This window comes from Pseudoalteromonas sp. P1-11 (genome assembly GCF_001399995.1).
In the GTDB taxonomy this organism is placed as follows: Bacteria; Pseudomonadota; Gammaproteobacteria; order Enterobacterales; family Alteromonadaceae; genus Pseudoalteromonas; species Pseudoalteromonas atlantica.
On record NZ_LJSP01000003.1, the window covers coordinates 198,416 to 225,387 of the forward strand.

26 protein-coding genes are annotated in these 26,972 nt (G+C 40.8%); 20 read left to right on the forward strand and 6 right to left on the reverse strand.

Going from position 1 to position 26,972, the window contains the following annotated elements; all coding sequences use genetic code 11:
- The first annotated feature begins 125 nt into the window (after positions 1-125).
- The 5 genes from AN390_RS06585 to AN390_RS06610 all read left to right on the forward strand — a co-directional run bounded on the left by AN390_RS06585 (position 126) and on the right by AN390_RS06610 (position 4,475).
- A complete protein-coding gene (locus AN390_RS06585) occupies positions 126-995 on the forward strand; it encodes a hypothetical protein (protein ID WP_157686032.1) in 870 nt (289 codons plus the stop codon).
- A gap of 126 nt (positions 996-1,121) precedes the next feature.
- Positions 1,122-1,424 carry a hypothetical protein gene (locus tag AN390_RS06590; protein WP_157686033.1) on the forward strand — a complete coding sequence of 101 codons (303 nt, stop codon included), beginning with the start codon at positions 1,122-1,124 and terminating at the stop codon, positions 1,422-1,424.
- Complete coding sequence (locus tag AN390_RS06595) at positions 1,424-1,624, forward strand: hypothetical protein (protein ID WP_055253424.1); 201 nt, start codon at positions 1,424-1,426, stop codon at positions 1,622-1,624. The genes AN390_RS06590 and AN390_RS06595 overlap by 1 nt, the downstream gene beginning before the upstream one ends.
- Positions 1,625-1,906: 282 nt before the next feature.
- Complete coding sequence (locus AN390_RS06600) at positions 1,907-3,088, forward strand: tyrosine-type recombinase/integrase (RefSeq protein WP_055253426.1); 1,182 nt, start codon at positions 1,907-1,909, stop codon at positions 3,086-3,088.
- A 361-nt stretch (positions 3,089-3,449) separates the two neighbouring features.
- On the forward strand, positions 3,450-4,475 hold the full coding sequence (locus tag AN390_RS06610) for an energy transducer TonB (protein WP_055253430.1): 1,026 nt from the start codon (positions 3,450-3,452) through the stop codon (positions 4,473-4,475).
- A 60-nt stretch (positions 4,476-4,535) separates the two neighbouring features.
- Here the strand turns inward: AN390_RS06610 and AN390_RS06615 are convergent, their stop codons facing one another.
- The gene (locus AN390_RS06615) at positions 4,536-5,720 is read right to left on the reverse strand and encodes a DUF1624 domain-containing protein (protein ID WP_055253432.1); all 1,185 of its coding nucleotides are present in this window, start codon (positions 5,718-5,720) and stop codon (positions 4,536-4,538) included.
- 169 nt (positions 5,721-5,889) lie between these two features.
- Positions 5,890-6,306, reverse strand: coding sequence for an MgtC/SapB family protein (locus AN390_RS06620; protein ID WP_004587826.1), 417 nt, complete (start codon positions 6,304-6,306; stop codon positions 5,890-5,892).
- Positions 6,307-6,534: 228 nt separating this feature from the next.
- Between AN390_RS06620 and AN390_RS06625 the strand changes: the two genes are divergently transcribed.
- The gene (locus tag AN390_RS06625) at positions 6,535-8,028 is read left to right on the forward strand and encodes a BCCT family transporter (protein ID WP_055253433.1); all 1,494 of its coding nucleotides are present in this window, start codon (positions 6,535-6,537) and stop codon (positions 8,026-8,028) included.
- Positions 8,029-8,186: 158 nt separating this feature from the next.
- Entirely contained in the window at positions 8,187-8,561 is a 375-nt protein-coding gene (locus AN390_RS06630) for a hypothetical protein (RefSeq protein ID WP_029774425.1), read from the forward strand.
- Here the strand turns inward: AN390_RS06630 and fghA are convergent.
- Positions 8,515-9,357: an S-formylglutathione hydrolase gene (fghA, locus tag AN390_RS06635; RefSeq protein ID WP_055253436.1), complete on the reverse strand. Its 843-nt coding sequence runs from the start codon at positions 9,355-9,357 to the stop codon at positions 8,515-8,517. The genes AN390_RS06630 and fghA overlap by 47 nt on opposite strands.
- 68 nt (positions 9,358-9,425) lie before the next feature.
- On the reverse strand, positions 9,426-10,547 hold the full coding sequence (locus tag AN390_RS06640; RefSeq protein WP_004587830.1) for an S-(hydroxymethyl)glutathione dehydrogenase/class III alcohol dehydrogenase: 1,122 nt from the start codon (positions 10,545-10,547) through the stop codon (positions 9,426-9,428).
- Positions 10,548-10,678: 131 nt separating this feature from the next.
- Between AN390_RS06640 and AN390_RS06645 the strand changes: the two genes are divergently transcribed.
- The 5 genes from AN390_RS06645 to AN390_RS06665 all read left to right on the forward strand — a co-directional run bounded on the left by AN390_RS06645 (position 10,679) and on the right by AN390_RS06665 (position 15,394).
- A complete protein-coding gene (locus tag AN390_RS06645) occupies positions 10,679-11,548 on the forward strand; it encodes a LysR family transcriptional regulator (RefSeq protein WP_029774426.1) in 870 nt (289 codons plus the stop codon).
- Positions 11,549-11,673: 125 nt separating this feature from the next.
- Positions 11,674-12,891, forward strand: a complete 1,218-nt coding sequence (locus tag AN390_RS06650; protein ID WP_055253438.1) for a lipoprotein-releasing ABC transporter permease subunit — start codon at positions 11,674-11,676, stop codon at positions 12,889-12,891.
- Complete coding sequence (gene lolD, locus AN390_RS06655) at positions 12,884-13,582, forward strand: lipoprotein-releasing ABC transporter ATP-binding protein LolD (RefSeq protein ID WP_055253440.1); 699 nt, start codon at positions 12,884-12,886, stop codon at positions 13,580-13,582. Before AN390_RS06650 ends, lolD begins: the two co-directional genes overlap by 8 nt.
- A complete protein-coding gene (locus AN390_RS06660) occupies positions 13,572-14,816 on the forward strand; it encodes a lipoprotein-releasing ABC transporter permease subunit (protein WP_055253442.1) in 1,245 nt (414 codons plus the stop codon). The genes lolD and AN390_RS06660 overlap by 11 nt, the downstream gene beginning before the upstream one ends.
- 113 nt (positions 14,817-14,929) lie before the next feature.
- Positions 14,930-15,394, forward strand: coding sequence for a DUF1456 family protein (locus AN390_RS06665; protein WP_055253445.1), 465 nt, complete (start codon positions 14,930-14,932; stop codon positions 15,392-15,394).
- 62 nt (positions 15,395-15,456) lie between these two features.
- Here AN390_RS06665 and AN390_RS06670 read toward each other — a convergent pair whose 3' ends face one another.
- Positions 15,457-17,190: an AMP-binding protein gene (locus tag AN390_RS06670; protein ID WP_055253447.1), complete on the reverse strand. Its 1,734-nt coding sequence runs from the start codon at positions 17,188-17,190 to the stop codon at positions 15,457-15,459.
- A 304-nt stretch (positions 17,191-17,494) separates the two neighbouring features.
- Positions 17,495-17,941 (reverse strand): DUF3010 family protein, encoded by a 447-nt coding sequence (locus AN390_RS06675; protein WP_004587837.1) that lies wholly within the window; start codon positions 17,939-17,941, stop codon positions 17,495-17,497.
- A 383-nt stretch (positions 17,942-18,324) separates the two neighbouring features.
- On the opposite strand from AN390_RS06675, the gene thrS reads away from it, so the two are divergent.
- The 8 genes from thrS to AN390_RS06715 all read left to right on the forward strand — a co-directional run bounded on the left by thrS (position 18,325) and on the right by AN390_RS06715 (position 26,762).
- Complete coding sequence (gene thrS / locus AN390_RS06680; protein WP_004587838.1) at positions 18,325-20,235, forward strand: threonine--tRNA ligase; 1,911 nt, start codon at positions 18,325-18,327, stop codon at positions 20,233-20,235.
- A 59-nt stretch (positions 20,236-20,294) separates the two neighbouring features.
- Positions 20,295-20,855 (forward strand): translation initiation factor IF-3, encoded by a 561-nt coding sequence (gene infC / locus AN390_RS06685; protein ID WP_024034072.1) that lies wholly within the window; start codon positions 20,295-20,297, stop codon positions 20,853-20,855.
- A gap of 211 nt (positions 20,856-21,066) precedes the next feature.
- Positions 21,067-21,267, forward strand: a complete 201-nt coding sequence (gene rpmI, locus AN390_RS06690) for a 50S ribosomal protein L35 (RefSeq protein ID WP_004587840.1) — start codon at positions 21,067-21,069, stop codon at positions 21,265-21,267.
- 15 nt (positions 21,268-21,282) lie between these two features.
- Entirely contained in the window at positions 21,283-21,645 is a 363-nt protein-coding gene (rplT, locus tag AN390_RS06695; protein WP_004587841.1) for a 50S ribosomal protein L20, read from the forward strand.
- Between the two features lie 421 nt (positions 21,646-22,066).
- The gene (locus AN390_RS06700) at positions 22,067-23,884 is read left to right on the forward strand and encodes a M14 family metallopeptidase (RefSeq protein ID WP_055253449.1); all 1,818 of its coding nucleotides are present in this window, start codon (positions 22,067-22,069) and stop codon (positions 23,882-23,884) included.
- A gap of 1 nt (position 23,885) precedes the next feature.
- Complete coding sequence (locus tag AN390_RS06705) at positions 23,886-24,527, forward strand: MBL fold metallo-hydrolase (protein ID WP_055253451.1); 642 nt, start codon at positions 23,886-23,888, stop codon at positions 24,525-24,527.
- Positions 24,528-24,617: 90 nt separating this feature from the next.
- A complete protein-coding gene (locus AN390_RS06710) occupies positions 24,618-25,076 on the forward strand; it encodes an Lrp/AsnC family transcriptional regulator (RefSeq protein WP_002960703.1) in 459 nt (152 codons plus the stop codon).
- Positions 25,077-25,205: 129 nt separating this feature from the next.
- Positions 25,206-26,762, forward strand: a complete 1,557-nt coding sequence (locus tag AN390_RS06715) for a SulP family inorganic anion transporter (RefSeq protein ID WP_004587844.1) — start codon at positions 25,206-25,208, stop codon at positions 26,760-26,762.
- Positions 26,763-26,972: the final 210 nt, after the last annotated feature.

A 26,972-nucleotide genomic window follows, 5' to 3' on the forward strand; every position in this document is an offset into this window, starting at 1 on the left:
CCGTTAAGTCGGGAGTGCCTAATACCACAGACTATGTATCAGCTACGGTAGGCGGTAAGACTGTATCTATCCCGCTTAGGTTCAGAGTCGGGGATAAGTACCCCGACAGCTTCGGCCTAAGTAATATGTCGAACATTGACCCAAAGGCGCTCGTAACGCTGCCCGTCATTAACGTGTCGGGCATCAATAAAGGGGTGCAGGCGAAGGGCACAACGTCCGACGGCGGGCTGGTGAATGTATTCGTGAATAGCGTAAATAACGCACCGCGCTCGTACACGCTCGTAGAAAATGGCGATAAGGTTTACTTTCAGGTTGAAGCGGCCAGAGACTATATGCAAAGTGTGTCGGTTACTATAACAATCGGCACACGCAGCCAAACGATAACGCTCGCTAACCGTCGTTTCCCGTTGGTCGACCAAATGATAAAGCTAGGCGTAACATCGGTGCCAATTGCGTTCAAGGCACAGGTGGTCAACTTCTTCGGCTCTAAGTCCAGCCAGCCAAAGTTGACCGATTACCTACGGGGGAATGACCTAGTGCCTTCAATCGAGCAGAACGAACATGTACCTACGTCGCCACCTATCAAGTTAACCGACCTGCTGAACACGGCCAGTGCTTTATATTTCCGCTACAGGCCAGCGTCTAAACGTATTGGGGCAGACACAACTAGCAGCGCCCAAACACGTAGCTTAGTGTGGGATATTGAAAACGAGTACAACGTGGGGTATGGCGAACTGGCGAAGGAGCTAGAGTATCGTTACGTTGTCACGCGGGACGATAGCAATTCAGGGCTAAGTATAAACACGGCAACAAGCACAAGCTACTCGTCGTGGAGTCAGGGCAACCGCTATATATCGCTCACAGCGTCCAGTGGCACTAAGGCCGTTGAGAAGCACTTTAGGGGTTCGCTGACTATCTACGTCCGTAACGCTATAGACCACTCGCTTGTGATATCTACGACAGTCGATTGGGCTATCTTTTTCTATGGTCCATAATTAACAGTGCTACTACTTTTTTAATGAGTAGTAGCGCGTTATAATCGGGACTCACTAATAATAAGAGGCTTAAAAATGTTTACAGCAGCATTTACAGACCCACAGGGTACTGAGTTCGAGGCAGCCGTGTTTCAGGTTCTTCGCTCAGATTTTACGGCAAATACAAGCGAAGCTTATGTATATGACATTCGTGCGGGCAGTGGTGAGATTGAGTCAGAAACGGCCAGCTTCTCGCTTAACTACCGCATTGGCTACTGGCCGTCGCAGACAGCAAAGGACAATGGCGCAGCGCCTTATATCCTTATCGATACCGAAACGTACAACGCAGATTTTGCCAGCTACGCGTTACCCGCAGAGCAGTACAGCGGACTTAGCGCAGAAGAGGCGGCAGAGCTTCATTGTAAGACTGAAGTAATCGGGGTCGAATAATGGGTGAGGACAAGGTAAACGAACTACAGGCTCAGGTCATTCGCCTAAAAGCCCGTGTACTCGATGCCCAAGATGAAAGTAAGGGGCTTAGCGAAGTATTAGGCCAGATTGCGCAGCGTGTTGGCTTCACAGGCCAAAGCCTAGCTGAACTCGTAGAAGCTGTGCCAGTAGTAGATAAAAAGGAAGAAGCTGATGCTTAGAAAACTACTTTCGTTCTTAGCTACTAAGCTTTTTACGACAAAGTTTTTTATAAAGTTTGTACTTTTTGTCTCAGGTAAACTCGTCAAGAGCACAAAGCCAAAGTGGGATGATGAGTTGCATGCGATGATCAAAGAGGCGTTAGAGAGCTAGCAGCCCATAAACGAAAAACCCCGCCTAGTAGCATTCTAGGCGGGGCTTTTTTATGTCAAAAACGTAGACACACAGATCCCCGTACTTTAATCTAAATAGCGGGGGGTAATCACTGTCAGGAGTATAGCCATATGAGTGATTTAGAATTACCCAAGGGTATTACAATACACAGAGACAAGCTGCGTATTGCATTTCGCCCACCGAATGAAAAGAATCAGTGGAAACGATCATTAGGAATACCACCGACTAAAGCAAATATCAAGGCCGCAGAGCAAATGTTGAATGCCATAAGGCGGGATATTAGCTTAGGCCAGTTTGATTTAGCGCAGTATTTCCCAAACGATCCAAGTTTGAAAAAAGACGAGCGAACGCTGGGTGCTGTTATCCAAGAGCACTTCATCAAAGCTAAAAAAGGTAGGGTTAAAGGCTCAACCCATAATACCTATACAATACGCGCAGAATGGGTCATAGAGAATTACGGCCATATAGATGCGGCGAACGTTACACCAAAAGAGGCTATGGAACTTAGGGAGGGTATTATTAGTAGGTCGCCCTCACCAGAGTTGGCATCTTTTAGACTTTGGCTTATACGTTTTGCTGTGACTCGCGCCGTTAGAGCACTTGTTCTTGAGGAGGACAGATTTGGTCCTATGCTAGATTCCGTTGAGTCGAAGTCAAAAGCGCTAACGCTCGAAGGTCTACATAAAGGTATAGAGTCCAATGAGGTGTTCACGATTGACGAAGCAGAGCGAATTGTAAAAGCTTGTACCAGTGAGAGCCGTAAACGCTTAGTTACATTTCTTTTCTGGTCTGGTTTAAGACCAGGGGAGGCAGCAGCATTAAGGAGAGAGGACATATGTTTACCCTACATCATTGTGAAACGCACTTTAACCCAGAACGGAGAAGAACAATCGCCGAAGAGTGGCCGAGCAAGAAAGATATACCTTCCGTCCTCCGCGAGATTGGCCTTAGAACAAGAATTGCGGACTCACGATTCAGACAGGGCTTGGGTGACGAGCATGGGGAAACCTTACACGTCGTCAAGGCTGTTCACGACCAAACATTGGAGGGGGATACTTAACAAGGCAGGCTTAGCCTACCTAGCGCCTTACACTACTCGACATAGCTTCGCCAGTTGGATGCTAAAAGCTGGTGAACCGGAGTCGACAGTTGCAGCCCATTTAGGGCATACTGATACCGCAATGATCCGTAAGGTGTATGGGAAATTCATTCCAGATGCTAAGCCAGTTTGGACCCTTGATGACCCCACTAAAATTGAAATTGTTAAAAACTCAATGATTTCAAAGTCCTAGCGGAACTACTCCTAAAAAGATATGTTTTAAGCACACATACTTGAATCCAAAGGCGCTGTTTAAAGCGCCTTTTTTTATGCCTGTGTTTTTTATAAAAGCCATAATAATACCAATCCGTAATACTGAATCATTTTGTGCGGCTAAACATGCCGCTACCTGCGTTAAAATTCTCAATTAGAATAATTAAATAGCCAACTTTTTTCCTAGCTACAAACACGTTTTCCAGCCTTAAAATAGATCACTTAATGAAGCGGATTGGTATAAAGTTGATTAAAAAATGACGTGTTTTTTATGGATTAACTTGCATTTATGGAGTACCTTTGTTTTTATAATAGAAACATAATCTAGGATGGATATATCGATGAAAAAACTTTTACTAGCACTTTCTCTCGCTTCAACCTTTACTCACCTATCAGTATTAGCAGATGATTTTGTAGCTGCTGAAATTATTAATAAAAATTACGACCAACTCACTACTACCTCGCCGCGTGCATCAAGGTTAGAAGGGATTAATTTAAGTAGCTACGTGGTTGATGAGAACGGCCAAGTGAGTGATATCGAAATTGTGGCTTCGCTTGGTCAAAAAAAATATCAACGAGAAGTTCTCGATTATGTTTCTAAGCTTAATTATAAAAGTGCACAGATAAATGGCAGTGCCGTGCCTACGGCGAAAACTATTACGGTAAGCTCGCAAAATGTACATGCTAGTTTTTCTAACGATCAGGCATCCCCGGCGTTTTTTGACGATTATGAGAAAGCCAGCCAGCTTATTGATGATAAAAAGTACGATGAAGCTAAAACGTATATTACTGAGCTTGAAAACGAACACACTAAAAACACAGTCGAAATAGTTTTACTGGCTTGGCTTAAAAGCCAACATAGCTACTTTGTGCAAGATTGGAAAAGCTTTGATAAGTCTATTTATGAAGCCTTTTTGTTTAGAGATAACTTACCGGATCAAATAAAAAAACGCGTTATTAAAAATGCATTACAGTGGTTTATTTCAAAACAAGACTACGTACGTGCTTACGATGCAATTGATGCATTAGGTGATATTGAATCAATAACGTTTAGCGAGGAAAATAGAGCGCAATTACTTGCACAAGTGAATGACATTTATAAAAACTCTGGCGCTATAAATCAGCAAATAACGCTTGAGTCTGAAAAAGCGGTTTTACCTTTACTTTCTAAAGGTACGGTTGAACTTAGTGCGAGTAAACCGTTATCTAAAGTACAACTTCGCTGTGAAAACAAAGTCGTTAATTATAATACCAACGAGATTGATAAAATATTAATTTCAAAAAATGATATTCGTTGTGGGCTATTAATTAAAAGTGCACAGGCGCAAACGGTTACTTTAAAACAAACTGGTGAAAGCTTTTTATAAAGTATTTTATTGGTAATAAACACTTAAATAAAAACCCCACAATATTATGTGGGGTTTTTGTTATATATATTTAGCAATTAGAGTGTGCTTATTATTGCGCTTCCAGCCTAAATAGCGTTTTGCAAGTAAAGTGGTTAAGCCTATAACAACAGCTATAAATAACAGAGTTGCGCCATAACTCATACCGTAACCCGGTGGAAGGCCTACTAATGTGTCGCCGTAAGTCATATCGCTAAAACTAAGTCCTAAAACAGGGATAAGCAACCAAGCGACAGCGTGTAATAAATACAAATGTGCAAGGTATGAGAACATACTGGTTTTACCAAGCACTTGTAAAAAGTTACGAGAAAAGTCGGCTTTAACATGGCTTAAAAGTTTAAGCGCAATTAGCCCAAGGCCCACGGTTAGCAACATAAATTGTAATGAGAGTGGGTATTTAGTCGGATTTAAAAACGACATAACAGTATTAATAGTGTTGGTATGAATAGTAAATACTGAAGTGTCGCCGTATAAATTAAAACCGCGCAGCACAGTGTATAAAGCAAGGCAGCTTGCACCTAATATAGCTGCATAATTCATCACCTGGGCTTTGTACTGGTGTTTTTTATAATATACCCCCGCGCAGTAAGCTAAAGCCATTAAACCTACAATAGGCGCAACTGGGTAAGTTGTTCTCATTTTTATGCCCAAAGGTAGTTCAAGTACATTTTTTTGATGTGCAATAGACCAAAGTGTATGTGCAAGCGTATTTGGCTCAAAGCTTACGCCATCAAATAGATTATGGCCAAACACCAACAATAAAGCACTTATTAGCACTGCATAAATGCCTAGTAAACGTAATAAGCCTAATATGACAAATCCCCAGCCTATCGCCCAAATGACCTGTGCGTATAACATTGGAAAAGCGGGGTTAAAGCTCCATGACCACGAAACAATGGTAAATTCAAAAATGATTAGCACCAAACCACGGACAATTAAATTGTAAGAAAATGACTTAGTTGAAGCGTATTTATGCTCGGTAACAGCTGCTGAAAGGCCTGCTAAAAAAACAAATAAAGGGGCGCAAAAGTGCGAAATAAAGCGGGTGAAAAAAGTAACAGGGCTGGTACCCGGAACCGCCATAGGATCGGTTACTGAGTAATTAAGACAATAATACATACCATGGTCAATCACCATAAATATAATGATAATGCCACGCAATAAATCAATATGATGTAACCGAGGGGCTGTAGAGTGAGACGACATCATTAAGCTCAAATACGTTGTATAAATTTGCCGATATTATATGTTATATAGTATCGTCATGCGAGCTTGAGCGCTTTTAAGCGCCTTGATTTATTACATTAATTTAGGTTGCAGTAGTTACTCACAATTTATCTTCTTTTTAGTAATTACATAGTGGTACACCTTAGCATTACTTAAACTTTTTAATGTACCTCAGTGTTATAAAATTAATGATAGCTAATAAAATAGCAATTTCGTAACGGCTGTAGGCAACCGCTATACCAATTAAACCCATATTCCATATGCTTGCTGCTGTTGCGGTACCCGATGTAGATTTATTATTTTTTAAAATTGCACCACCGCCAATAAAGCCTATGCCGGTAATAATCCCTTGTAGCATTTTAGATTGCGCTTCTGCACCTTCTAGCACTGACATAGCAATTACCGCATAGCCGCATGAGGCAACTGCCACAAGTGGAAAAGTCCTTAACCCTGCGCCATGGTGGCTTCGCTCCCTGTCGTAAGCCATAGGCAGGGCGAGTATGTAGGCAATGCCAAGGTGTACTAAATTATCGATGATTTCGTTCCACTGTAAATCAATTTCCATAATGGTCTCTATTAGTTAAGGGTGTAAACTAATAGCAACCTACAGGCCAGCTTATTTTATTGTATAAATTCAATGTGTTAAATTTAAATATGAGAGGCGTTAATTGATTAATTGGTAACATTTACATAGCTAATTTACGCTTTTACAGATAAACCCTGCCTATGCGTTTAATTAATTATGCAAAGTGCGTATTATTTTATTATTAAACATTAATAAACAGTATTTCACTTGCCTTTACATACAACCAAGCTTGAAAAAACAGCGTTATTACTTTGCCTTACTCTTTGTGCTATTGCATTTTTGGCGCCTCAATTACTCACTAATCATTTTCAACTGCTTATAAATAACGCCTTAAGTTTTTTAGGGGCGCCGTTTTTTTTATTAGTAAATTTTTTATTAGTTGCAGTTATCGTTATTGCCATAAGCCCGCTTGGAAGGCGAAAAGTAGGTGGTGACAATGCCCATATTGAATTTGGCTTATTTGGCTGGCTTTCTATGCTTTTTGCCGCAGGGATGGGGTCGGGCTTGATTTTTTGGGGAGTTGCAGAGCCTGCGTTGAATGTAGTTAACTCTCCCTTAAAACATACACTTTACCCTGACAAAGTAAGTAGTGCTTTAGCGCTGACGTTGGTTAACTGGGGGGCGCATGCGTGGGCTCTGTATGCTGTATTTGGGCTTGTGTTAGGTGGCTTAACAAAAAACAGTCATTGCAGTGGTGATATTAGCGCACCGGTAATCAGTGCGTTAAAAGGCGCTATAAATATAAAATACCAAAACAGGCTTACCTTTATTGTTAAATTAGTGGCCGTGCTTGCCATTTTTTTTGGTGTGGTTGGGACAATTGCAAACTCTACGTTATTGCTACGCAAGGGAATTGAAATCAACTTAGGAGTAGGGTCCGCGCTTGTATCTGGTTTTATCATAATCAGCTTAATTGTATTGCTGTATACAATATCGGCCAAGCTTGGGCTTAAAAAAGGTATTCAAACATTGAGTAAGTTTAATGTTTGGTTGGCTTTTTTACTTTTATTGTGGCTGCTTTTGTTAATGCCCATACAGCCTATAATGGCTATTGCCATTGATGGCACAAGGGATTACCTACGGCTTATTTTTACAGGGGCATGGCAATTACAAAGCCAACTTAATAACCCCGAGTGGGCAAATGGCTGGACCTACAATTATTATTTTTGGTGGTTAGCGTGGGGACCTTTTGTTGGCGTGTTTTTAGCTAAAATTAGCCAAGGCCGGCCAGTGTGGCAATATATAATGGGCGTAGTTTTGCTACCTACGCTTGTGACTATTGTGTGGTTTAGTGTGTTTTCGGGCTCGGCTATCGCATGGGATAAAACCTACCATGCCGGTATTTTAGATGCCATTAAAGCCGACTATACCCAAGGGCTATTTATATTTTTTCAGCAACTAGGCTGGCAAGGCGCCGTACTTATTTGGTCAAGCTTGTTATTGTTGCTTATTTTTGTGGTTACCTCAGCCGATTCGGCCATATTAGTAATACGTGATTTAACAAATAGCAAAAAGGCAAAAGCATGGAGTATTTATGGTTGGTCACTCGCGCTTGGTCTTTGTGCCTTTATTTTACTGGTACAAAATAATGAGCCAATAAACAGAACCATTGCTATTATTGGCGCTTTACCGTTTTTAGTTATTTTTATTTTGCAGCTGGTGGGCTTTATAAAAGAGTGTATAAGTGAATTTAAGTATTAGGGCTTAAACCCATTTTATTAATAAAATGATGATGCACTGTATTAAATTGTACGCTTAGGCCGTTCAAAATTAAGTATATAGAACAGGTATACATATTTTTACAATACTATTTTTAAAGATGTTTATAATTTAGGTAATATTTTTGATCAGGATGAGTCATGAGAGCGCTAACTTTATGTTTATGTGTTATTTACCTAAGTGGCTGCACAGTCGCTGGTGTTATAATTGATGGGCAGGCACAGTCAAATGCACGCGCCAATAAATATAGTAATAGCCCAGCTCGCTCTGAGCCTTATAAAAATCCACTCGAACCTGTACCGAAAGACAAAAATGGGTTTAGTTTTACCGATATAGGGTTAAAAATAGATTCATTGCTGATCAATTTAGTAAAAGGTGAGGGCAATACGGTACAAGTGTGTAGGCAAGTGAGTAAAGTATTGAAAGAGTGTGTAGAAGTAGATAAATCTGATCTACACACTAATGAGATTACGCAGTTAAAAACTGACTATGAAATGATAAGTGTTGGTCAATAAAGCTGCTTATAAAAAAGTAACTATGATCGTAGCCAGCTTGCATTTCAATGCTAAGCGGGTAACCTTTATTTTTAGCAACAGCCGCTAAATTTTGTGGCTTAAGTTGCTCCTCTAAAAACCCATCGGCTTCGCCCTGTGTAACAAGCATAGGGAGAAAATCAGCCTGCTGCGCTTTTTTCATCAATTCGCACGAATCGTATTGAGCCCAGAGCTCTTTGTCAGTGCCTAAGTAACCCGTAAATGCTTTCACGCCCCATGGGCAGTCAATTGGATTAACAATAGGGCTAAAGGCCGAAGCGCTAACAAACGCTTTAGGGTTTTTAAGTGCCACCATTAAAGCGCCGTGCCCGCCCATTGAGTGACCGCTAATTGCTTTAGTACTGGTTACTGGGAAGTGTTGCTCAATAAGCATAGGTAGTTCATCAACTACATAGTCATACATATTAAAATGTGTATTGAACGGTGCTTGTGTTGCGTTTACGTAAAAGCCTGCGCCTTGGCCAAAGTCGTAGTTGTCGTCATCAGGGACATTATCACCACGTGGGCTTGTATCAGGCGCTACAATTGCAATACCCAGCTCAGCCGCTTTTTTAAATGCGCCGGCTTTTTGCATAAAGTTTTCGTCTGTACAGGTTAAACCCGATAGCCAATATAGTACTGGCACTTTATTTGTTTCACTTGCGCCAGGTGGTAAAAATACCGCAAAACGCATTGTGCAATGGGTACTTGTTGCAGTGTGGGTATATTGTTTGTGCCAACCACCTGCTACTTTTGTACTTGAGATATTTTCTAACATAAAAATCCTTAAAAGCCGCAAACAATTAAGTATTACGGCTTTTTAATACATAGGTTACCAATAGCGTATTAGTAGTGAATTACTGTACGAATACTTTTACCTTCGTGCATTAAATCAAACGCATCGTTAATTTCTTCAAGGCTCATGGTATGCGTAATAAAGTCGTTAAGAGCAAATTCGCCTGCCATGTAACGCTCAACAATTTCAGGCAACTGTGAACGGCCTTTAACGCCACCAAATGCGCTACCACGCCATACACGCCCTGTTACAAGTTGGAAAGGACGGGTTGAAATTTCTTGGCCAGCACCGGCTACACCAATAATTACCGACTCCCCCCAACCTTTATGACAACACTCAAGTGCTGAGCGCATTACATCAACGTTACCAATACACTCAAACGAGTAATCAACACCGCCATCGGTCATATCAACAATCACTTCTTGGATAGGCTTGTCGAAGTCTTTAGGGTTTACTAAATCGGTTGCGCCAAGTTTTGTTGCAAGGTCAAATTTGCTGGTATTAATATCAACACCAATAATGCGACCCGCGCCTGCCATTTTTGCACCAATAATAGCCGATAAACCAATGCCACCTAAGCCAAAAATAGCCACGGTATCGCCAGGTTTTACGTTTGCAGTGTTTGTTACCGCGCCCATACCTGTGGTTACGCCACAGCCTAATAAACAAATTTCTTCAAGCGACGCTTCTTTGTTTACTTTTGCGAGTGAAATTTCTGGAAGTACTGTGTACTCAGAAAAAGTAGACGTACCCATGTAGTGATAAATTGGTTGGCCGTCTTTAAAAAAGCGTGTAGTGCCATCTGGCATTAGGCCTTTACCTTGTGTTTCGCGCACTGCTGAACACAGGTTAGTTTTGCCTGAAGTACACATTTTACATACGCCACATTCAGCGGTGTAAAGTGGAATAACGTGATCGCCTACTTCAACACTGGTTACGCCTTCGCCCACTGCATACACAACACCTGCACCTTCGTGGCCTAAAATTGCTGGGAAAATACCTTCAGGATCTTCACCTGATAAAGTAAATGCATCAGTGTGACAAACACCAGTAGCAGTAATTTTTACCATTACTTCGCCTTTTTTAGGCATCATTACATCAACTTCTTCAACGCTTAGAGGTTGGTTTGGACCCCACGCAATAGCTGCTTTTGATTTTATAAATTCAGACATGTGTTTATCCTTTGTAGTGGTTTTAAATAACAATTGTAGACCCAATTTGTTTGGGTGATGGCTCTATTGTATTTGTTTCTCAAATAATGATAATCTCCGATTTATTAAAACACTTTTACAGTATGGTAATAATGGCGCGTTGGGATGGCATAGACGAATTTATAGCAGTGGGTGAAGAGGGTAGTTTTACAGCAGCGGCTAATGTACTGGGGTTGTCGGTTGCTCATATAAGTCGCCATGTAACGGCGCTGGAGCAGCGTTTAAACACCCAGTTACTCACCCGTACAACCCGCAAAGTTGTATTAACTAAAGAAGGTGAAGCCTTTTTACATCAAACTAAGCAATTACAACATGCTATGGACGATGCCACGCAAAGCTTAGCAACGCAGCAAACAACGCCTAAAGGTAAAATTAAATTAACAGCACCAGTTATGTATGGTGAAACTTTTATTATGCCCATTGTGCACAATTTTATGCACGCTCATCCTGAGGTCGAAGTAATTGCTACGCTTTCTAACGAGCAAGAAAATTTACTCGAAGGCGGGTTTGATTTAGCCATTCGGTTAGGGCATTTAAAAGATTCAAGCCACAGAGCACGGCGTTTAAGTGCTAGGCGCTTTATAATGTGTGCCTCCCCAGATTATTTATCCCGAGTAGGTGAGCCTCATACCCTAGGCGAGCTAAACCAACATCAATGTTTAATTGGTAATAGCAGTTACTGGCGAGTAAACGAAAACGGCCGCGATAAACACATTAAAATTGCAGGACGCTTGCGCTGTAATAGTGGTTGGGCATTGGTTGATGGTGCAAAAAAAGGCTTAGGAATAGTGCAGCTGCCAAATTATTACATTGAAAATGAGCTAAGAACGGGCGAGCTTGTGCCAGTATTAACTTCTTATCAGCCGGATCAAGAAGGCGTGTGGGGAATTTACCCACCGCGTCAGTTTGTCGCCACCAACGTAAGAGTATTACTTGATTATTTAGTGGCCGGGCTTGAATAAAGCGCGTTTAAAATATAGCCAAGTATAAGATTTATAAATTATTTCTTACATTTATGGTCATATTCAATTCATCTTAGTTCGTGCTACTATAGCCGCACACTTTTAGCATAAATGTTTTAAATAATATGTTTCAACCGGTTAGCTTATTTATAGGGCTCAGATATAGCCGCTCCTCCAAAGGAAATGCGTTTATATCGTTTATCTCGTTTTTTTCTATTGCCGGAATAGCCATAGGGCTAATGGCCTTGTTCACTGTAAGCAGTGTAATGAATGGCTTTGAAAACAGTTTAAAAACAAATATGTTAGGGCTCATTCCTCACGTAGAAGTACAAGCCAATAAACACACCAGCGCACAAATGACAGCGTTAAAAGCCGATTTAGAGCGCTCAGATTATGTAGATCACGTAAGCCTTTACCGCCACGGCGAAGCCATCTTACAAACCAATAAAGATTTACACGGCGTATTACTGCAAGGCTTGTATGGCGATAATGGCTCGCTATATAAAATTACTGATAAAGTTGTGCAGGGCAATTGGCAAAACGTTTTAAATAATAGCTACAACATAGCTATTAGCCGTTACTTAAGCCGAAAACTTGGCGTTGGTATGGGAGAAAAACTGCGCGTAATTATGCCTAACGCCTCTACTTACACGCCACTTGGGCGCGTACCTAGTCAGCGTTTATTTAAAATAGCCGCAATATACGAAACCGGCTCAGAGATAGATATGAGCCTTGCATTTACCAGCGGCGCATCTTTACAGCGGGTATTAAAGCTTAACAAAAATACCGCGCCTAACTTAAGTGTGTCGTTACATGAACCCTTTGAATTAGCGCAATTTACAAAGGACAGCCAGCGCATTTTACGCGACTACCAAGTAAGTGACTGGCGCAGTAGCCAAGGTACTTTATTTGCCGCGGTTGCCATGGAAAAACGTATTATGTCTATGTTGTTAGGGCTGATTGTATTAGTGGCTGTATTTAATATTGTTTCGGCACTGACTATGATGGTGAGTGAAAAACAAGGCGAAGTAGCGATATTACAAACCTTAGGTTTAACGCCTTCACAAGTACAAAAAGTGTTTATGGTGCAAGGCTTGTATAACGGGGTGATTGGCACCGCGATAGGGGCACTTTTAGGTGTGTTGTTTAGCTTATACATTAATGAACTACTCGCTGCTGTGGGGCTAAACCTACTAGCAGGTGTAGAGCTTCCGGTAAAATTTGATGTGTTAAGCCTCGTTATTATTGCGCTTAGCAGTATTGCAATGAGCTTTTTAGCCACTTTATATCCTGCGCGCAAAGCCGCAAAAGTAAAACCAGCAGAGGTATTGCGTTATGAATGATTTAGTTATTAGCTGTCAAAACTTAAGTAAAGTTTATCAAGATGGCCAAAATCAAGTAGAAGTATTAAAAGGGGTGGACTTATCTCTTAACCAAGGGGATATGCTGGCTATAGTGGGCAGCTCAGGCTCAGGAAAAAGTACCTTATTGCATATTTTAGGAACCCTGGATACGGCTACATCGGGTAGCGCGAAAATAAAAAATCAAGACGTTGCTAAATTATCGCGAACAGAGCAGGCGGCGTTTAGAAATAAAAACTTGGGCTTTATTTATCAGTTTCACCATTTATTAATGGAATTTAGTGCGGTTGAAAACGTGGCTATGCCGCTGCTAATTAAAGGGCTCAACGCAAAAGAGGCGAAAGAGCAAGCCTTGCAAATGCTAGATAAAGTAGGCTTAGCGCATCGCAGTGAGCATAAGCCTTCGGCACTGTCTGGTGGAGAGCGCCAGCGTGTTGCTATTGCTCGAGCGCTGGTGACTAAACCCGCATTAGTGTTAGCCGACGAACCTACCGGTAACCTTGATAAGCAAAACGCGATTAAAATTTACGATTTAATTAATGAGCTAAATAAAAGCTTAAATACTAGTTTTGTGGTGGTTACTCACGACTTAGAGCTTGCAGACAAGCTAGGTAAAATTGCGTATTTAGATGATGGGAAACTTGCCATTAAAGAGCCGCACCATGTTGCTTAGTTTATTTTTAAGTGAACGCTTTAGAGCGTATTCTGGCCATAAAGACGAAAAAAACGCATTTGTAAGTTTTATTGCCAAAGCCTCTACCGTTGGTATTTTATTAGGGGTGGCGGTGTTAATTGTTGCGCTTTCTGTTATTAATGGCTTTGAGCAGCAATTAGTGCATCGTTTATTAAGTGTGGTACCGCAAGTTGAATACGTAGCGCCTAGCCGCCCCATTGCTGATTGGCCTAACAAAGTAGAAAAACTTAGAGCAGAGCCTCATGTTACAGGTGCTGCGCCGTTTATAGCAGTAAATGGTATGGCGCAATTTAAAAGCCAGCTAAAAGCGGTAGAAATACGCGGCGTTGAACCTCGCTATGAAGGGAATGTATCGGCCATAAATCAATTTACCAAAGGCACACTGGTTAGTCAGCTGCGCACGGATGACGTTATTTTAGGCAAACAAATTGTAAAGCAATTAGGCGCTAATATAGGCGATAACATTACTTTACTCATTCCTAAAATTAGTGAGCAAGGCAAGTCTCTATTAGCCCCTAAACGCGTAACGTTAACACTTGCGGGCATTATAGAAATGGGTGGGCCAATTGACAGTAGCGCTGCATTTATTCACTTAAATAAAGCACAGTCAGTTTTAGGTTACGACCCCAACCAAGTGACAGGTTTACGATTGAGCGTAGATGATGTGTTTGCTGCGCATCAAATTGCACTGCGAGTAGGGCAAACTATTAGTGATTATGTGTATGTCTCTAGCTGGTTTAGAACGCAAGGTAGCCTGTATCAAGATATTCAAATGGTACGCACAATTGTGTACATTGTGGTGTTTTTAATTATAGCGGTAGCTAGTTTTAACATTGTATCGTCGCTTGTAATGGAAGTGCGCGAAAAACAAGGCAACATAGCTATTTTAAAAACCATGGGCGCTAAAGACAGTACCATTTTAGCGACCTTTGTCATGCAAGGTTTAACGCAAGCCTTTGTTGGCGTGTTACTTGGCACACTAGTTGGGGTTATATTAGCGCTTAACATTAGTGAGCTGTTTACATGGGTTAGCCAGTTATTTGCAGCTAATCCGCTTGAAGGTGTTTATTTTATTGAATTTTTACCCAGTAAATTAGTACTCAGTGATATTGGAATAACAGTTATTGTTACCTTTGTTTTAGCTGTGCTTGCTACTATTTACCCGGCGTGGCAAGCAACTCGAGTCGACCCTGCCAAGGTATTGGGTAATTAACAACTCTTTATAGTGTAAATATCAATAGGGCAGCGTGCCTTAAGCTGCTAAACTGCGCGCTCATTTAACGTGGGCGCTGTAATTTAGCCTCGCTCTCTACTCAGGAAATTACTTTGACAAATAACGATATTTTACGCCGTGTTCGCTATACCTTTAATTTAACCGATACTGCCATGGTCGGTATTTTTGCCGCCGCAGAGGCTACAGTTACCACTGAGCAAGTCGTTGCATGGTTAACAAAAGAGGGTGAGCAAGGGTTTGTTAAAATGTCAGACACTGAGTTTGCTACGTTTTTAAATGGCTTTATTAATACTAAGCGTGGCAAGCGCGAAGGCCCACAGCCTGTGCCAGAGGCTAAGTTAAATAATAATATTATTTTTATGAAGCTACGTATTGCTTTAAACATGAAAGCAGAAGATGTAATAGCAACACTTGCAAAAGTTGACTTTGAATTAAGTAAACATGAGCTCAGTGCGTTTTCTCGCAAAGTAGAAAATAAACATTATCGTGTGTGTAACGACCAAGTTTTGCGTTTGTTTTTAACAGGTGTTCAGCAGCAGTATCGCCCTGCAGAGTAGATAAATTATTCAACGCTAAAAGCTCAGCAATTGCTGAGCTTTTTTGTAGTTAATGGTTGCGGTTAAGAAAAGGCCTTATCAGTAAGTGATTGCTGCATTTGCTCTCGCATTTTAAACTTTTGCAGTTTGCCTGTTACTGTCATTGGGTAACTCTCTACAAAGCGAATATAACGGGGCATTTTAAAATAGGCGAGTTTGTCTTTTAAAAATGCACGTATTGCTTGCTCATCAAGTACTGCATCTTCTTTTGGCTGGATCCACGCACACACTTCTTCGCCGTACTTCTCATCACTAATACCAAATATAGCGGCATCTTGAATACCTGGGTAAGTGTAAAGAACCTCTTCAATTTCGCGTGGGTAAATGTTTTCGCCACCTCGAATGATCATGTCTTTAATGCGGCCAACAATACTCACAAACCCTTCGCTGTCCATTACCCCTAAATCACCAGAGTGTAACCAGCCTTCGTCATCTATAGTGGCTTTTGTTTTTTCTTCGTCATTCCAATAGCAGCGCATTATACCGGCGCCCTTACTACATACCTCACCAGGTACACCTATTTTTTGAATGTTACCCAGTTCGTCAATAATTTTAACTTCAGTGTGAGCAAGGGCTCGGCCAACGGTTGTTACTTGGCGCTCTATTGATGAGTCGGTTTCGGTTATATTGTTGATTGGGCTGCACTCAGTTTGCCCATACGCAATTAATACTTGATGCATGTTCATTTGTGTTTGGACTTTACGCATAACTTGCTCAGGGCACGTTGAGCCCGCCATTACACCAGTGCGTAAAGTGCTGAGGTTATAATTAGTAAAATTAGGCAGCTCTAGTTGACTAATAAACATAGTAGGCACACCATGCAGCGCGGTACAGCCCTCTTGCTGGACAACATTAAGCGTGGTTTTTGCATCAAACGCATCGCTTGGGTATATAGCTGCGGCACCTTTACTTACACATAGCAGGCTGCCAAGCACCATCGCAAAACAATGATACAGAGGCACAGGTATGCACAGTTTATCTTGCGCAGTAAAATGCATAGCCTCTGCAACAAATAACGCATTATTTAGTATGTTTTTATGGGTGAGTGTAGCGCCTTTAGGGTTGCCCGTGGTGCCAGAGGTAAACTGTATATTTATGTCTTGATCCGCGTTTAAATTTGCTGCAATCGCATTTAATTCAAGCTTGTGGGCTGGGGTAGCAAAATTCATCACATCAGCAAACGTAAACATACCAGGGCTTTTTTCATTGCCAATGCGTATTACATTTTTAAGGCTAGGTAGGGCATGTGCATTTAGCTCACCGGGTTCACATTGGGTAAGCTCTGGCGCTAAGCTGTTAAGCATGTCTATATAATTGCTGCCTTTAAAATGTGACGCGGTAATTAATGTGCTGCATTCTACCGAGTTCAAAGCATAGGCTAACTCGTTTGGCCTGTAGGCAGGGTTAATGCACACCATAATGGCACCTATTTTGGCGCTCGCAAATTGGGTTAAACACCACTCAATGTTATTGGGTGACCATATTCCTACTCTATCTCCTGGTTTAACGCCGATTGCTAGTAGCCCCATAGCGAGTTGATTAACTTCATTTTGAAATGCTTTATACGTTAAGCGTACATTTTGATGGCTAACAACGACAGCGAGCGAATCAGGGTGTTTGTCGACAATAAAATCAAAGTACTCGCCAATTGTTTTATCCGTTAGCGGCGTGCTTTGCGCACCTTTAAAATAGCTTTTTGTGAGCGGTAATGTGTTTATTTGTTCTACTTCTTTTACCGAGCGCGATGGTGTGTGCATGTGCTTCTCCGTATTAATGTGTGTCAGTTACTTATATCAATCCGTGCTGATAAGTCAGTATTCATTTGCTTAGCCACGAATAGCTGTGTAGCAAAATAAAAAATAGTTAAGCGAATTGTTATAGGCTGTAGTTAAAATAAACACAAATTGTCGACAAAGAAAGGGTGGTTAGACTAATGTACTAAGCATAAAGAAAAGTTAAATGGAACGTTTTACAGAGGGGCAATAAAAACTAACTTTTATAAAGGCATAAAAAAACGCCACTAAATGGCGTTTTTATAGTTTGTTTTAATCGCTTTGTGACTTATAGCTCGTCACTGCGGTAGGTTTTTTTCATAATGTATACATAGGCATTAACAAAAGCGTTTTCTTGGTACTTTTTAAGGCCTGTGTCTTCAAACGCAATAGGTATAGGGTTGCGTTTAAGCTGCTCTTTAATTTCGGTCGTTGAGAACACGCGAACGTCTAACTCTTCAATTAATTGAATCGCTGTTTCCATTTTAAAGCCCTTTGCACTGCCTGCAAATTTACCTTTAGGTTGGCGCTCACGAATGGCAACAGAATCAATTTGGTAATCTTGCATTAGTTTTGCAAAATCAAATTGAAATTTACGCATTATTTCAGTGTCGTTACCGTTACCTAAGGTAAAGCGTGTTTGGCGCACATCGCGAATATCAAATACGTCGTTATCTTTACTTAAAATACAAAGTAGTACATCACTACCGGTAATTTCTACACCACATGTTCTCATTGCTGTTCTCTAATATAACTTAATTGCTTGGTATTATACCCAACATCTAATAAATTGCGAGAGCAAGGCGGTGCAGGTGCATTTTAATAATCAATAAACTCAAGTTGTCACATGCTTAATTTAAATTAGCGAGCGAAAAACAAAAAAATGACAATTTTAGGTGAAATTTCAAGTAATGAGCGCGCTTTAAACTTGTAATTGATACTCTATCACGCGACAATATCTTTTTTGTAGTTGAGCAGACTCAGCATCTACATTAGTCATTTATGGCGAAAAATAGTCAATGCTTATTCGTAAAAGCGTTGTCGAGTCATTCTCATTTAATTTATTTAAAAATACACGTGATACATTGTAGGTGTCACCACTGTATGTAAGGATTTATAATGCCAGTTATTACTCTTCCTGACGGCAGTCAGCGTAGTTTTGAAAACCCTGTAAGTACTCTTGATGTAGCTAACGACATTGGCCCAGGCCTTGCTAAAGCAACCATTGCTGGTCGCGTTAATGGCGAGCGTGTTGATGCGTGCGATATGATCAACGAAGATTCGCGTCTTGAGATCATCACCGCAAAAGATGACGACGGCCTAGAGATTATTCGCCACTCGTGTGCTCACTTAATCGGTCACGCAGTTAAGCAGCTTTTCCCAGACGCTAAAATGGCTATTGGTCCAACTATTGATAACGGTTTTTACTACGATATTGATATGGAACACTCTTTGTCTCAAGAAGACTTAGACGCCATTGAAAAGCGTATGTTGCAACTTGCAAAAACAAACTACGACGTAGTGAAAAAAAATGTAAGCTGGCAAGAAGCACGCGATACGTTTGAAGCGCGTGGCGAAACATACAAAATGGAAATTTTGGACGAAAACATCGCAAAAGATGATCGCCCAGGACTATACCACCACGAAGAATACGTAGACATGTGTCGTGGTCCGCACGTACCTAACATGAAATTTTGCCAAAACTTCAAAATAATGAAAGTAGCTGGCGCTTATTGGCGTGGCGACTCTGAAAACAAAATGCTACAGCGTATTTACGGCACAGCGTGGGGCGATAAAAAGCAACTTAAAGCGTACCTTAAACGCTTAGAAGAGGCTGAAAAACGCGATCACCGCCGTATTGGTAAAGCGCTTGATTTATGGCACTGGCAAGAAGAAGCGCCAGGTATGGTATTTTGGCACAACGATGGTTGGAGCATTTACCGCGAGCTTGAAGAATTTGTTCGTGAAAAACTGCGTGAGTACAGCTACGAAGAAGTTAAAGGTCCAATGATGATGGACCGCTCTTTGTGGGAAAAATCAGGTCACTGGGAAAAATACTCAGACGCCATGTTTACCACAGAGTCAGAAAAACGTGAATACGCTATAAAACCAATGAACTGCCCAGGTCACGTGCAAATTTTTAACCAAGGTTTAAAATCGTACCGTGATTTACCACTGCGTATGGCCGAGTTTGGTTGTTGTCACCGTAACGAACCATCAGGCGCTTTACACGGCTTAATGCGTGTACGTGGCTTTACACAAGATGATGCTCACGTGTTCTGTACAGAAGAGCAAGTAATGGACGAAGTTTCAGCGTGTATTAAGATGGTTTATGATACATATGAGACATTCGGTTTTGACAAAATTGTAGTTAAGCTTTCTACGCGTCCTGAAAAACGCATCGGCGATGATGAAATTTGGGACAAAGCAGAGGTTGCATTAGCCGATGCACTTAAAGCAAACGACATTGAATTTGATTACCTACCAGGTGAAGGTGCCTTTTACGGACCTAAAATTGAATTTACTTTGTACGATTGTTTAGACAGAGCGTGGCAATGTGGTACAGTGCAACTCGACTTTGCATTACCGGGCCGTTTAGGCGCTACTTATGTAGCAGAAAATAACGAACGACGCACTCCAGTTATGATACACCGTGCTATTTTAGGCTCAATTGAGCGCTTTATCGGTATTTTAACTGAAGAATACGCTGGTTTATTCCCAACGTGGCTTGCTCCAAAGCAAGTGGTAATTATGAACATTACCGATAAACAAGCAGATTACGTGCACGAAATTGTACAAAAATTAAATAAACTTGGAATTAGAGCCGCTGCTGACTTGAGAAATGAGAAGATTGGCTTTAAAATCCGAGAACATACACTTAAGCGTATTCCTTACTTACTCGTTGTTGGCGATAAAGAAGTTGAACAACAGGAAGTAGCAGTACGTACCCGCACAGGTGAAGACCTAGGCAAATTTAATGTTGATGATTTTGTAGCTAAAATTAGCGAAGAAATTAAAAATCGACAGTAAAAATCGAGCGTGTAGGGCAATCACAAACAGCCAACTACGCGCTTATATTATTGATATTCTTGGAGGAACGTACCATTAGAGGCGGCAAGAAAGGGCAACAAACAGCTCAAAAAAATCGTATTAACGAAGAAATTACAGCTCAAGAAGTTCGTTTAATCGACATCGAAGGCGAACAAGCTGGAATTCAGTCATTAAAAGACGCACAAGCTATGGCTGATGCAGCGGGTGTTGATCTTGTAGAGATTAGCCCAAACGCTGAGCCGCCTGTTTGTAAGGTTATGGACTACGGTAAGTTCATCTTTGAAAAAAGCAAAGAACTAAAAGAGCAGAAGAAGAAGCAAAAGCAAATCCAGATTAAAGAAATCAAATTCCGTCCTGGCACGGATGAAGGTGACTATCAGGTTAAGCTGCGCAACTTACGTAAGTTCTTAGAAGCTGGCGATAAAGCTAAGATTACTATCCGCTTCCGTGGCCGCGAAATGGCTCACCAAGAAATTGGTATCGAATTATTAAACCGTGTTAAGGCTGATTTAGAAGAACTTGCAGTAGTTGAGTCTTTCCCAAATCGTGTTGAAGGCCGCCAAATGGTTATGATGATGGCGCCTGTTGCTAAAAAATAATTTTTAAGCGATAATACGCACCGAATTTAGCTCAGGTACCCAAGTAATATGCAAATATTCACCTGTGCTAACCGGTTTTAAAGTAAAATTGCGGCATTTTTGCTGGGTTTTCACCGGAATATGGCAGTAAGTTAGGCCTAAAAGTGGAGCTATAGAAATATATCTCACGCCTGCTTACTAATTTTTAAGCAATACATTTGGAGTTATTGCAATGGCTTATAAGCTAAAAAGTCACAGAGGCGCTGCTAAGCGTTTCAAGAAAACTGCTTCTGGCGGTTTCAAGCGTAAACAAGCGCATCTTCGTCACATTCTGACTAAGAAAACTTCTAAGCGTAAGTTACACCTACGTCCTAAGATGATGGTTCATAAAAATGACCATGGTCTAGTTTCACGTATGTTACCATTCGCTTAATAGGGGTTTTTAGAAATGGCAAGAGTTAAACGCGGCGTTGTCGCACGTGCACGTCACAAAAAAGTTTTAAAGCAAGCTAAAGGTTACTACGGAGCACGTTCACGTGTTTACCGCGTAGCTTTCCAGGCAGTTACTAAAGCGGGTCAATACGCTTACCGTGACCGTCGTGCTAAGAAACGTACTTTCCGTCAATTATGGATTGCACGTATCAATGCAGCTTCACGTCAAAATGGTCTGTCTTACAGCCGTTTTATCAATGGTCTTAAAAAGACTTCTGTAGAAATCGATCGTAAGATCCTTGCAGATATCGCTGTTTACGACCAAGTTGCATTTGCAGCGCTTGTTGAAAAAGCAAAAGAAGGCCTAGCGGCAGCTTAAGCTTTTTTAAATAAGTAATAAAGAGGAGCCCTAGGCTCCTTTTTTTGTGCCTGTAATTTAAGACTCGCTTAATAATATTCCCCCGCAATAATACTTTATTATTTTGATGGTTAAATGTGTCGTTATCTGCGTTAAAAAACTCTCATTAAGAACTACTAAATAGCGAAGTTTTTACTACTATCAACACGTTTATCAATTCTGTAAATAGATCACTTAATTAAGCGGATTGATATAAACAACGAATTGCTTGCTAAGCTATTGACACTTTTCCCCAGCCTTAAAATTAACTACTTTAATAATCACTTTATTGAGTCCATGGGTATAAACGGGCTTTCTTTTTTGTTGAATCACCGCACTTTTATAATATCGCTATGTTTACTTGGTATAATTTATTTTATTAAAGCGTTTGTTAGAGAAAACTATGTTTGCAAGCCTGTTATTTTTATCTGCAATTGTGGCAGATAACAGTCATTTACCGCCTCTTATTCCTTGGCAAGGTGATAGCGTTTCGTTATTACAGCAGCAAGGCCCGTTAACCACTGATTTTGAGTTATCACAGGGCAAAGCCTCGCCAAACTATGCCGATACTATGGCGTTTGTAGATAGGCTTGTAGCGGCAAATCCCACGCAGTTTCAGTCTCAAATAATAGGCTACAGTAATAGTAATCGCGCTATTAAAATGGTGGTTGCCAGTGAACAAGGTTTTTTTGAAGCAGGGCAAATGGCCAACAGCACTAAGCCAACCGTTTTTATCCAAGCCGGTATTCATGCAGGTGAGATAGATGGTAAAGACGCCATGTTTATGTTGCTGCGCGATATTGCAACCGGTAAGCGCCGTGACATTTTAAAAAAGGTAAACATACTTTTTATTCCTATTTTAAACGTAGATGGGCATGAACGCAGCAGCGCATTTAATCGCATAAATCAGCGCGGCCCTGAAAAAATGGGCTTTAGAACCAATGCAAATAATCTAAACCTTAATCGCGATTTCACTAAGTTAGATACACCAGAGGTGAGAAGTGTTTTAAAGGTTATTAATGATTACAACCCAAACTTATACATTGATGTGCATGTTACCGATGGCGCCGATTATCAGTACGATGTGACCTATGGTTATAACCCTGTATTTGCAAGCGAATCGCCTGCTATATCTGATGCATTAGATCAGTATATAAAGCCGGTTATTGACGAAACATTACAAAAGCAAGGGCATATACCTGGGCCATTGGTATTTGTTATGGATAAACGCGACTTTAAAAAAGGCCTTGCAGGTTGGGTGGCTACACCGCGTTTTTCAAACGGGTGGGGCGATTTAAAATCATTACCAACAATTTTAGTCGAAAACCATTCTTTAAAACCTTATCAACAACGCGTATTAGGCACCTATGTATTTTTAGATGGGGCAATAAACGCGCTTTCTCAGTACAGTCATGAGCTTTCGAACGCCGTTAAAAAAGAGCAAGAATTTGTACCTGAGAAACTAATTGTTAAACGAGGTTATGCTAAACAAGCAGACACGATTAGTGAGTTTAAAGGGGTAGAATACACATCAAGTGTAAGTGCGCTTTCGGGGCAAACTGAGGTTAAATATTTAGGTAAAGCCTATACCTACACTGACTTACCGATTTATTGGCAAAAAGAGGTTGAACGAGTTGTTGATGTGCCTGAAGCGTTTTTTGTTCCGCCTGTATATAGCGATATAATAGAAAAGCTTAAGTTACATGGGGTGTCAGTAAACAAACTTAAAGGCGCGAATACGCAACCTTTAAAGCTTGCCAAAGTACTTGATTACTCGTTTGATAAAGCCCCATTTGAAGGGCGCTTTAGAGTCTCTGCAAGTTTTGATTATGTACCAGCAATAAATGTAGATTTAGACGGATGGTATCAAGTAAATACGCAGCAAAAAGCAGGGGAGTTAGCGGTTCATTTATTACACCCAGAGGCTCCTGATTCATTTTTTGCGTGGGGTGAGTTTAATACAATTTTTCAACGAACAGAGTACATGGAAAACTACGCGTTAATCCCTTACGCAAGGAAAATGCTTAAAGACAACCCAAAACTTGCTCTCGAATTTGATAAAAAACTTCAAGATAAAGCATTTGCGCAAGATGCCAATGCACGTTTGCACTGGTTATATTCACATACACCGTTTTATGACGAAGCGTATTTGAAATACCCAATTTTAATGTCATATGAGCAAGTAGCCGTTACTCCCGATCAAAAAGATAAAGAAATTTAATATGCACGTTATTACGATACCCGTGACTGCTTTTTCTCAAAATTGCAGAATAATTAGCTGTACAGAAACAAAGCAAGCTGTGGTGATAGACCCAGGTGGTGATACACAAAAAATTATAGCCACGCTTAGTGAGCACAAATTAGTACTGAGCGCTATTTGGCTTACACACGGGCATTTAGACCACGTAGGTGCGGCCGATGACTTACGCTCACACTACAATGTGCAAATCATTGGCCCGCAAAAAGATGAGTCATTTTGGTTTGATAACCTGCCTATGCAAGCACAAATGTTTGGTTTTTCAGCTATTGATGCTTTTTACCCTGATATTTGGCTTAACAATAATGATGTATTAACGCTTGGTAAACTTAGCTTTAGTGTTAAGCATTGCCCCGGGCACACACCCGGTCATATTGTGTTTCATGAGCCTGAACAGCAATACGTTATTGTTGGTGATGTTATTTTTAAAGGTGCTGTAGGGCGTACAGATTTCCCTAAAGGCAATACAGAGCAGCTCATTGAGTCTATTAAAAGCCATATTTTAACACTTGATGACAACACGCGTATTTTAGCTGGCCATGGTGAAGATACCACTGTAGGCCACGAAAAACGCACTAATCCATTTGTAAGTGGCCAATTTGGTTAATTAAAATCCATGAAAATGCAAAATTATTGCAGACGGAATTTTAAATTGGCTGTATAATTTAACCAGTTTATTAGATAAATAAGAAATAAAATGTCTCTAAATCACGTAGATCGCCAAATTTTGGCACTTTTACAACAGGACGCAAGTCTTTCAACTGCTGAAATTGCAGACAAAGTAGGCTTATCTCAATCACCTTGTTGGCGACGCATTGCAAAGCTTGAACAAGATGGCTATATCAAAAGTAAAGTTGCGCTTTTAGATGAGAAAAAGCTTGGTTTTGACATGCTTGTATACGCACATGTGCGCTTATCAAATCATGGCAAGAAAAACTTAGCTGAATTTGAAAAGCTAATTATGAGCTATGACGAAGTGACAGAATGTTACACAATGGCCGGCACCATGGACTTTATGCTGCGTATAATCTCACAAGGTATAGAAGGCTATGAGCACTTTGTACGTGACAATTTACTCAGCTTAGAATACGTTCAAGAGGTACACTCTAACGTAACCATGACATGTGTAAAACGCAGTACATCTCTTCCTCTATAAAATAAACGACACAAAGTTAAGCTATACTAAGAAAGCTAATAACGGTGTGTGCGAATTGTTAAATGAGCGCTAATTTGGTAACATTTAGCGCTTTTTCGATCCTAACCTAATAACCCCCTGAGGAACTCAATGTTTAACTTACTCAGCAAAGCGCCTAGCTCTGCTAAAAACGATATTTTATCTGGCTTAACTGTAGCACTTGCTTTAGTTCCAGAAGCTGTTGCGTTTGCTTTTGTAGCAAATGTCGAACCTTTAGTTGGTCTCTACGCCGCGTTTATCGTTGGTTTAATTACGGCTATTTTTGGTGGCCGCCCTGGTATGATTTCGGGCGCAACCGGTGCATTAGCGGTTGTAATGGTAAGTTTGGTACTTGATCACGGTGTTGAGTATTTATTTGCCACGGTCTTGCTGATGGGAATACTTCAAATACTCGCGGGAATATTTAAGCTCGGTAAGTTTATTCGCATGGTCCCCCACCCAGTTATGCTCGGCTTTGTAAATGGATTAGCGATAGTAATATTTTTAGCGCAGCTTGGGCAGTTTAAAGTGCCTGATGGCGCAGGTGGCCAGCAATGGATGACGGGCAACCCGCTTTACATCATGTTAGGTTTAGTTGCATTAACCATGGCTATCATTCACTTTTTACCTAAGCTCACCACTGCAGTGCCTTCTTCTTTAGTGGCTATTGTAACGGTAACCGCGTTAGTAATAGGCCTTGATTTAGACTCGCGCACTGTACTTGATTTCCTAAAAGGGATGACAGGTAATGAAGCGGCTACCATTGCTGGCGGCTTACCTGAATTTCACATTCCTATGGTTCCATTTACCCTAGAAACTTTTTATATAATTTTTCCGTATGCATTAATTTTAGCGGCTATTGGTTTAATTGAGTCGTTATTAACGCTTAGCTTGATTGATGAAATTACCGAAACCCGTGGTCACTCAAATAAAGAGTGTATTGGCCAAGGTGCTGCTAATGTAACCTGTGGCTTTTTTGGCGCAATGGGTGGCTGTGCCATGATTGGGCAATCAATGATCAACATTAATTCGGGCGGGCGCTCGCGCTTGTCGGGTATAAGTGCTGCACTAATGCTGCTTGCATTTATTATATTTGCTTCAAGTTTAATTGAAATGATCCCACTGGCTGCGCTTGTAGGTGTTATGTTTATGGTTGTACTTGGTACGTTTGAATGGGCAAGCTTTAAAATGATGAAGCGCGTACCACTGTCTGATGCCTTTGTAATTGTATTGGTATCTGGCGTAACCGTAGTAACCGATTTAGCGATTGCCGTGTGTGTGGGTGTTATTGTTTCTGCCTTGGTATTTGCTTGGAATCATGCAAAACATATCTACACAACTAATTACATTGATGAGCAAGGTGCTAAAGTTTACGAGCTTCATGGCCCGCTATTTTTTGGCTCAGTTAAAAACTTTTCTGAGTTATTCGATGTTAAAAACGACCCTAAAGATGTAATTATTGAATTTGAACACAGCCGTGTTGCGGATCACAGTGCCATAGAAGCCATCGACAGCTTAGCTGATAAGTACACTAAAGCAGGTAAACAGCTTCACTTACGTCATTTAAGTAAAGACTGTAAGCAGCTGTTACACAAAGCGCGTGACTTAGTTGAGGTAAACGTAATTGAAGACCCAACTTATAAAGTGGCTTCAGATAAACTTGCCTAGTTTATAAGGTGGCTTTGCCCATACGAGCTGATTGAATCGGCATTTTAAAAGCGAAAGGTTAAAGCCTTTCGCTTTTTTATTGGCTTAACTTTGCGGTAAGGCTCTTAAAAATTAAGACAGTTGGTACTGCTAACACTTTGTAATAATCGATATAATAACAAAACCAGTGGTTAAATTAGCTAACGTAATTTTAACTTATTGGCTAACTTA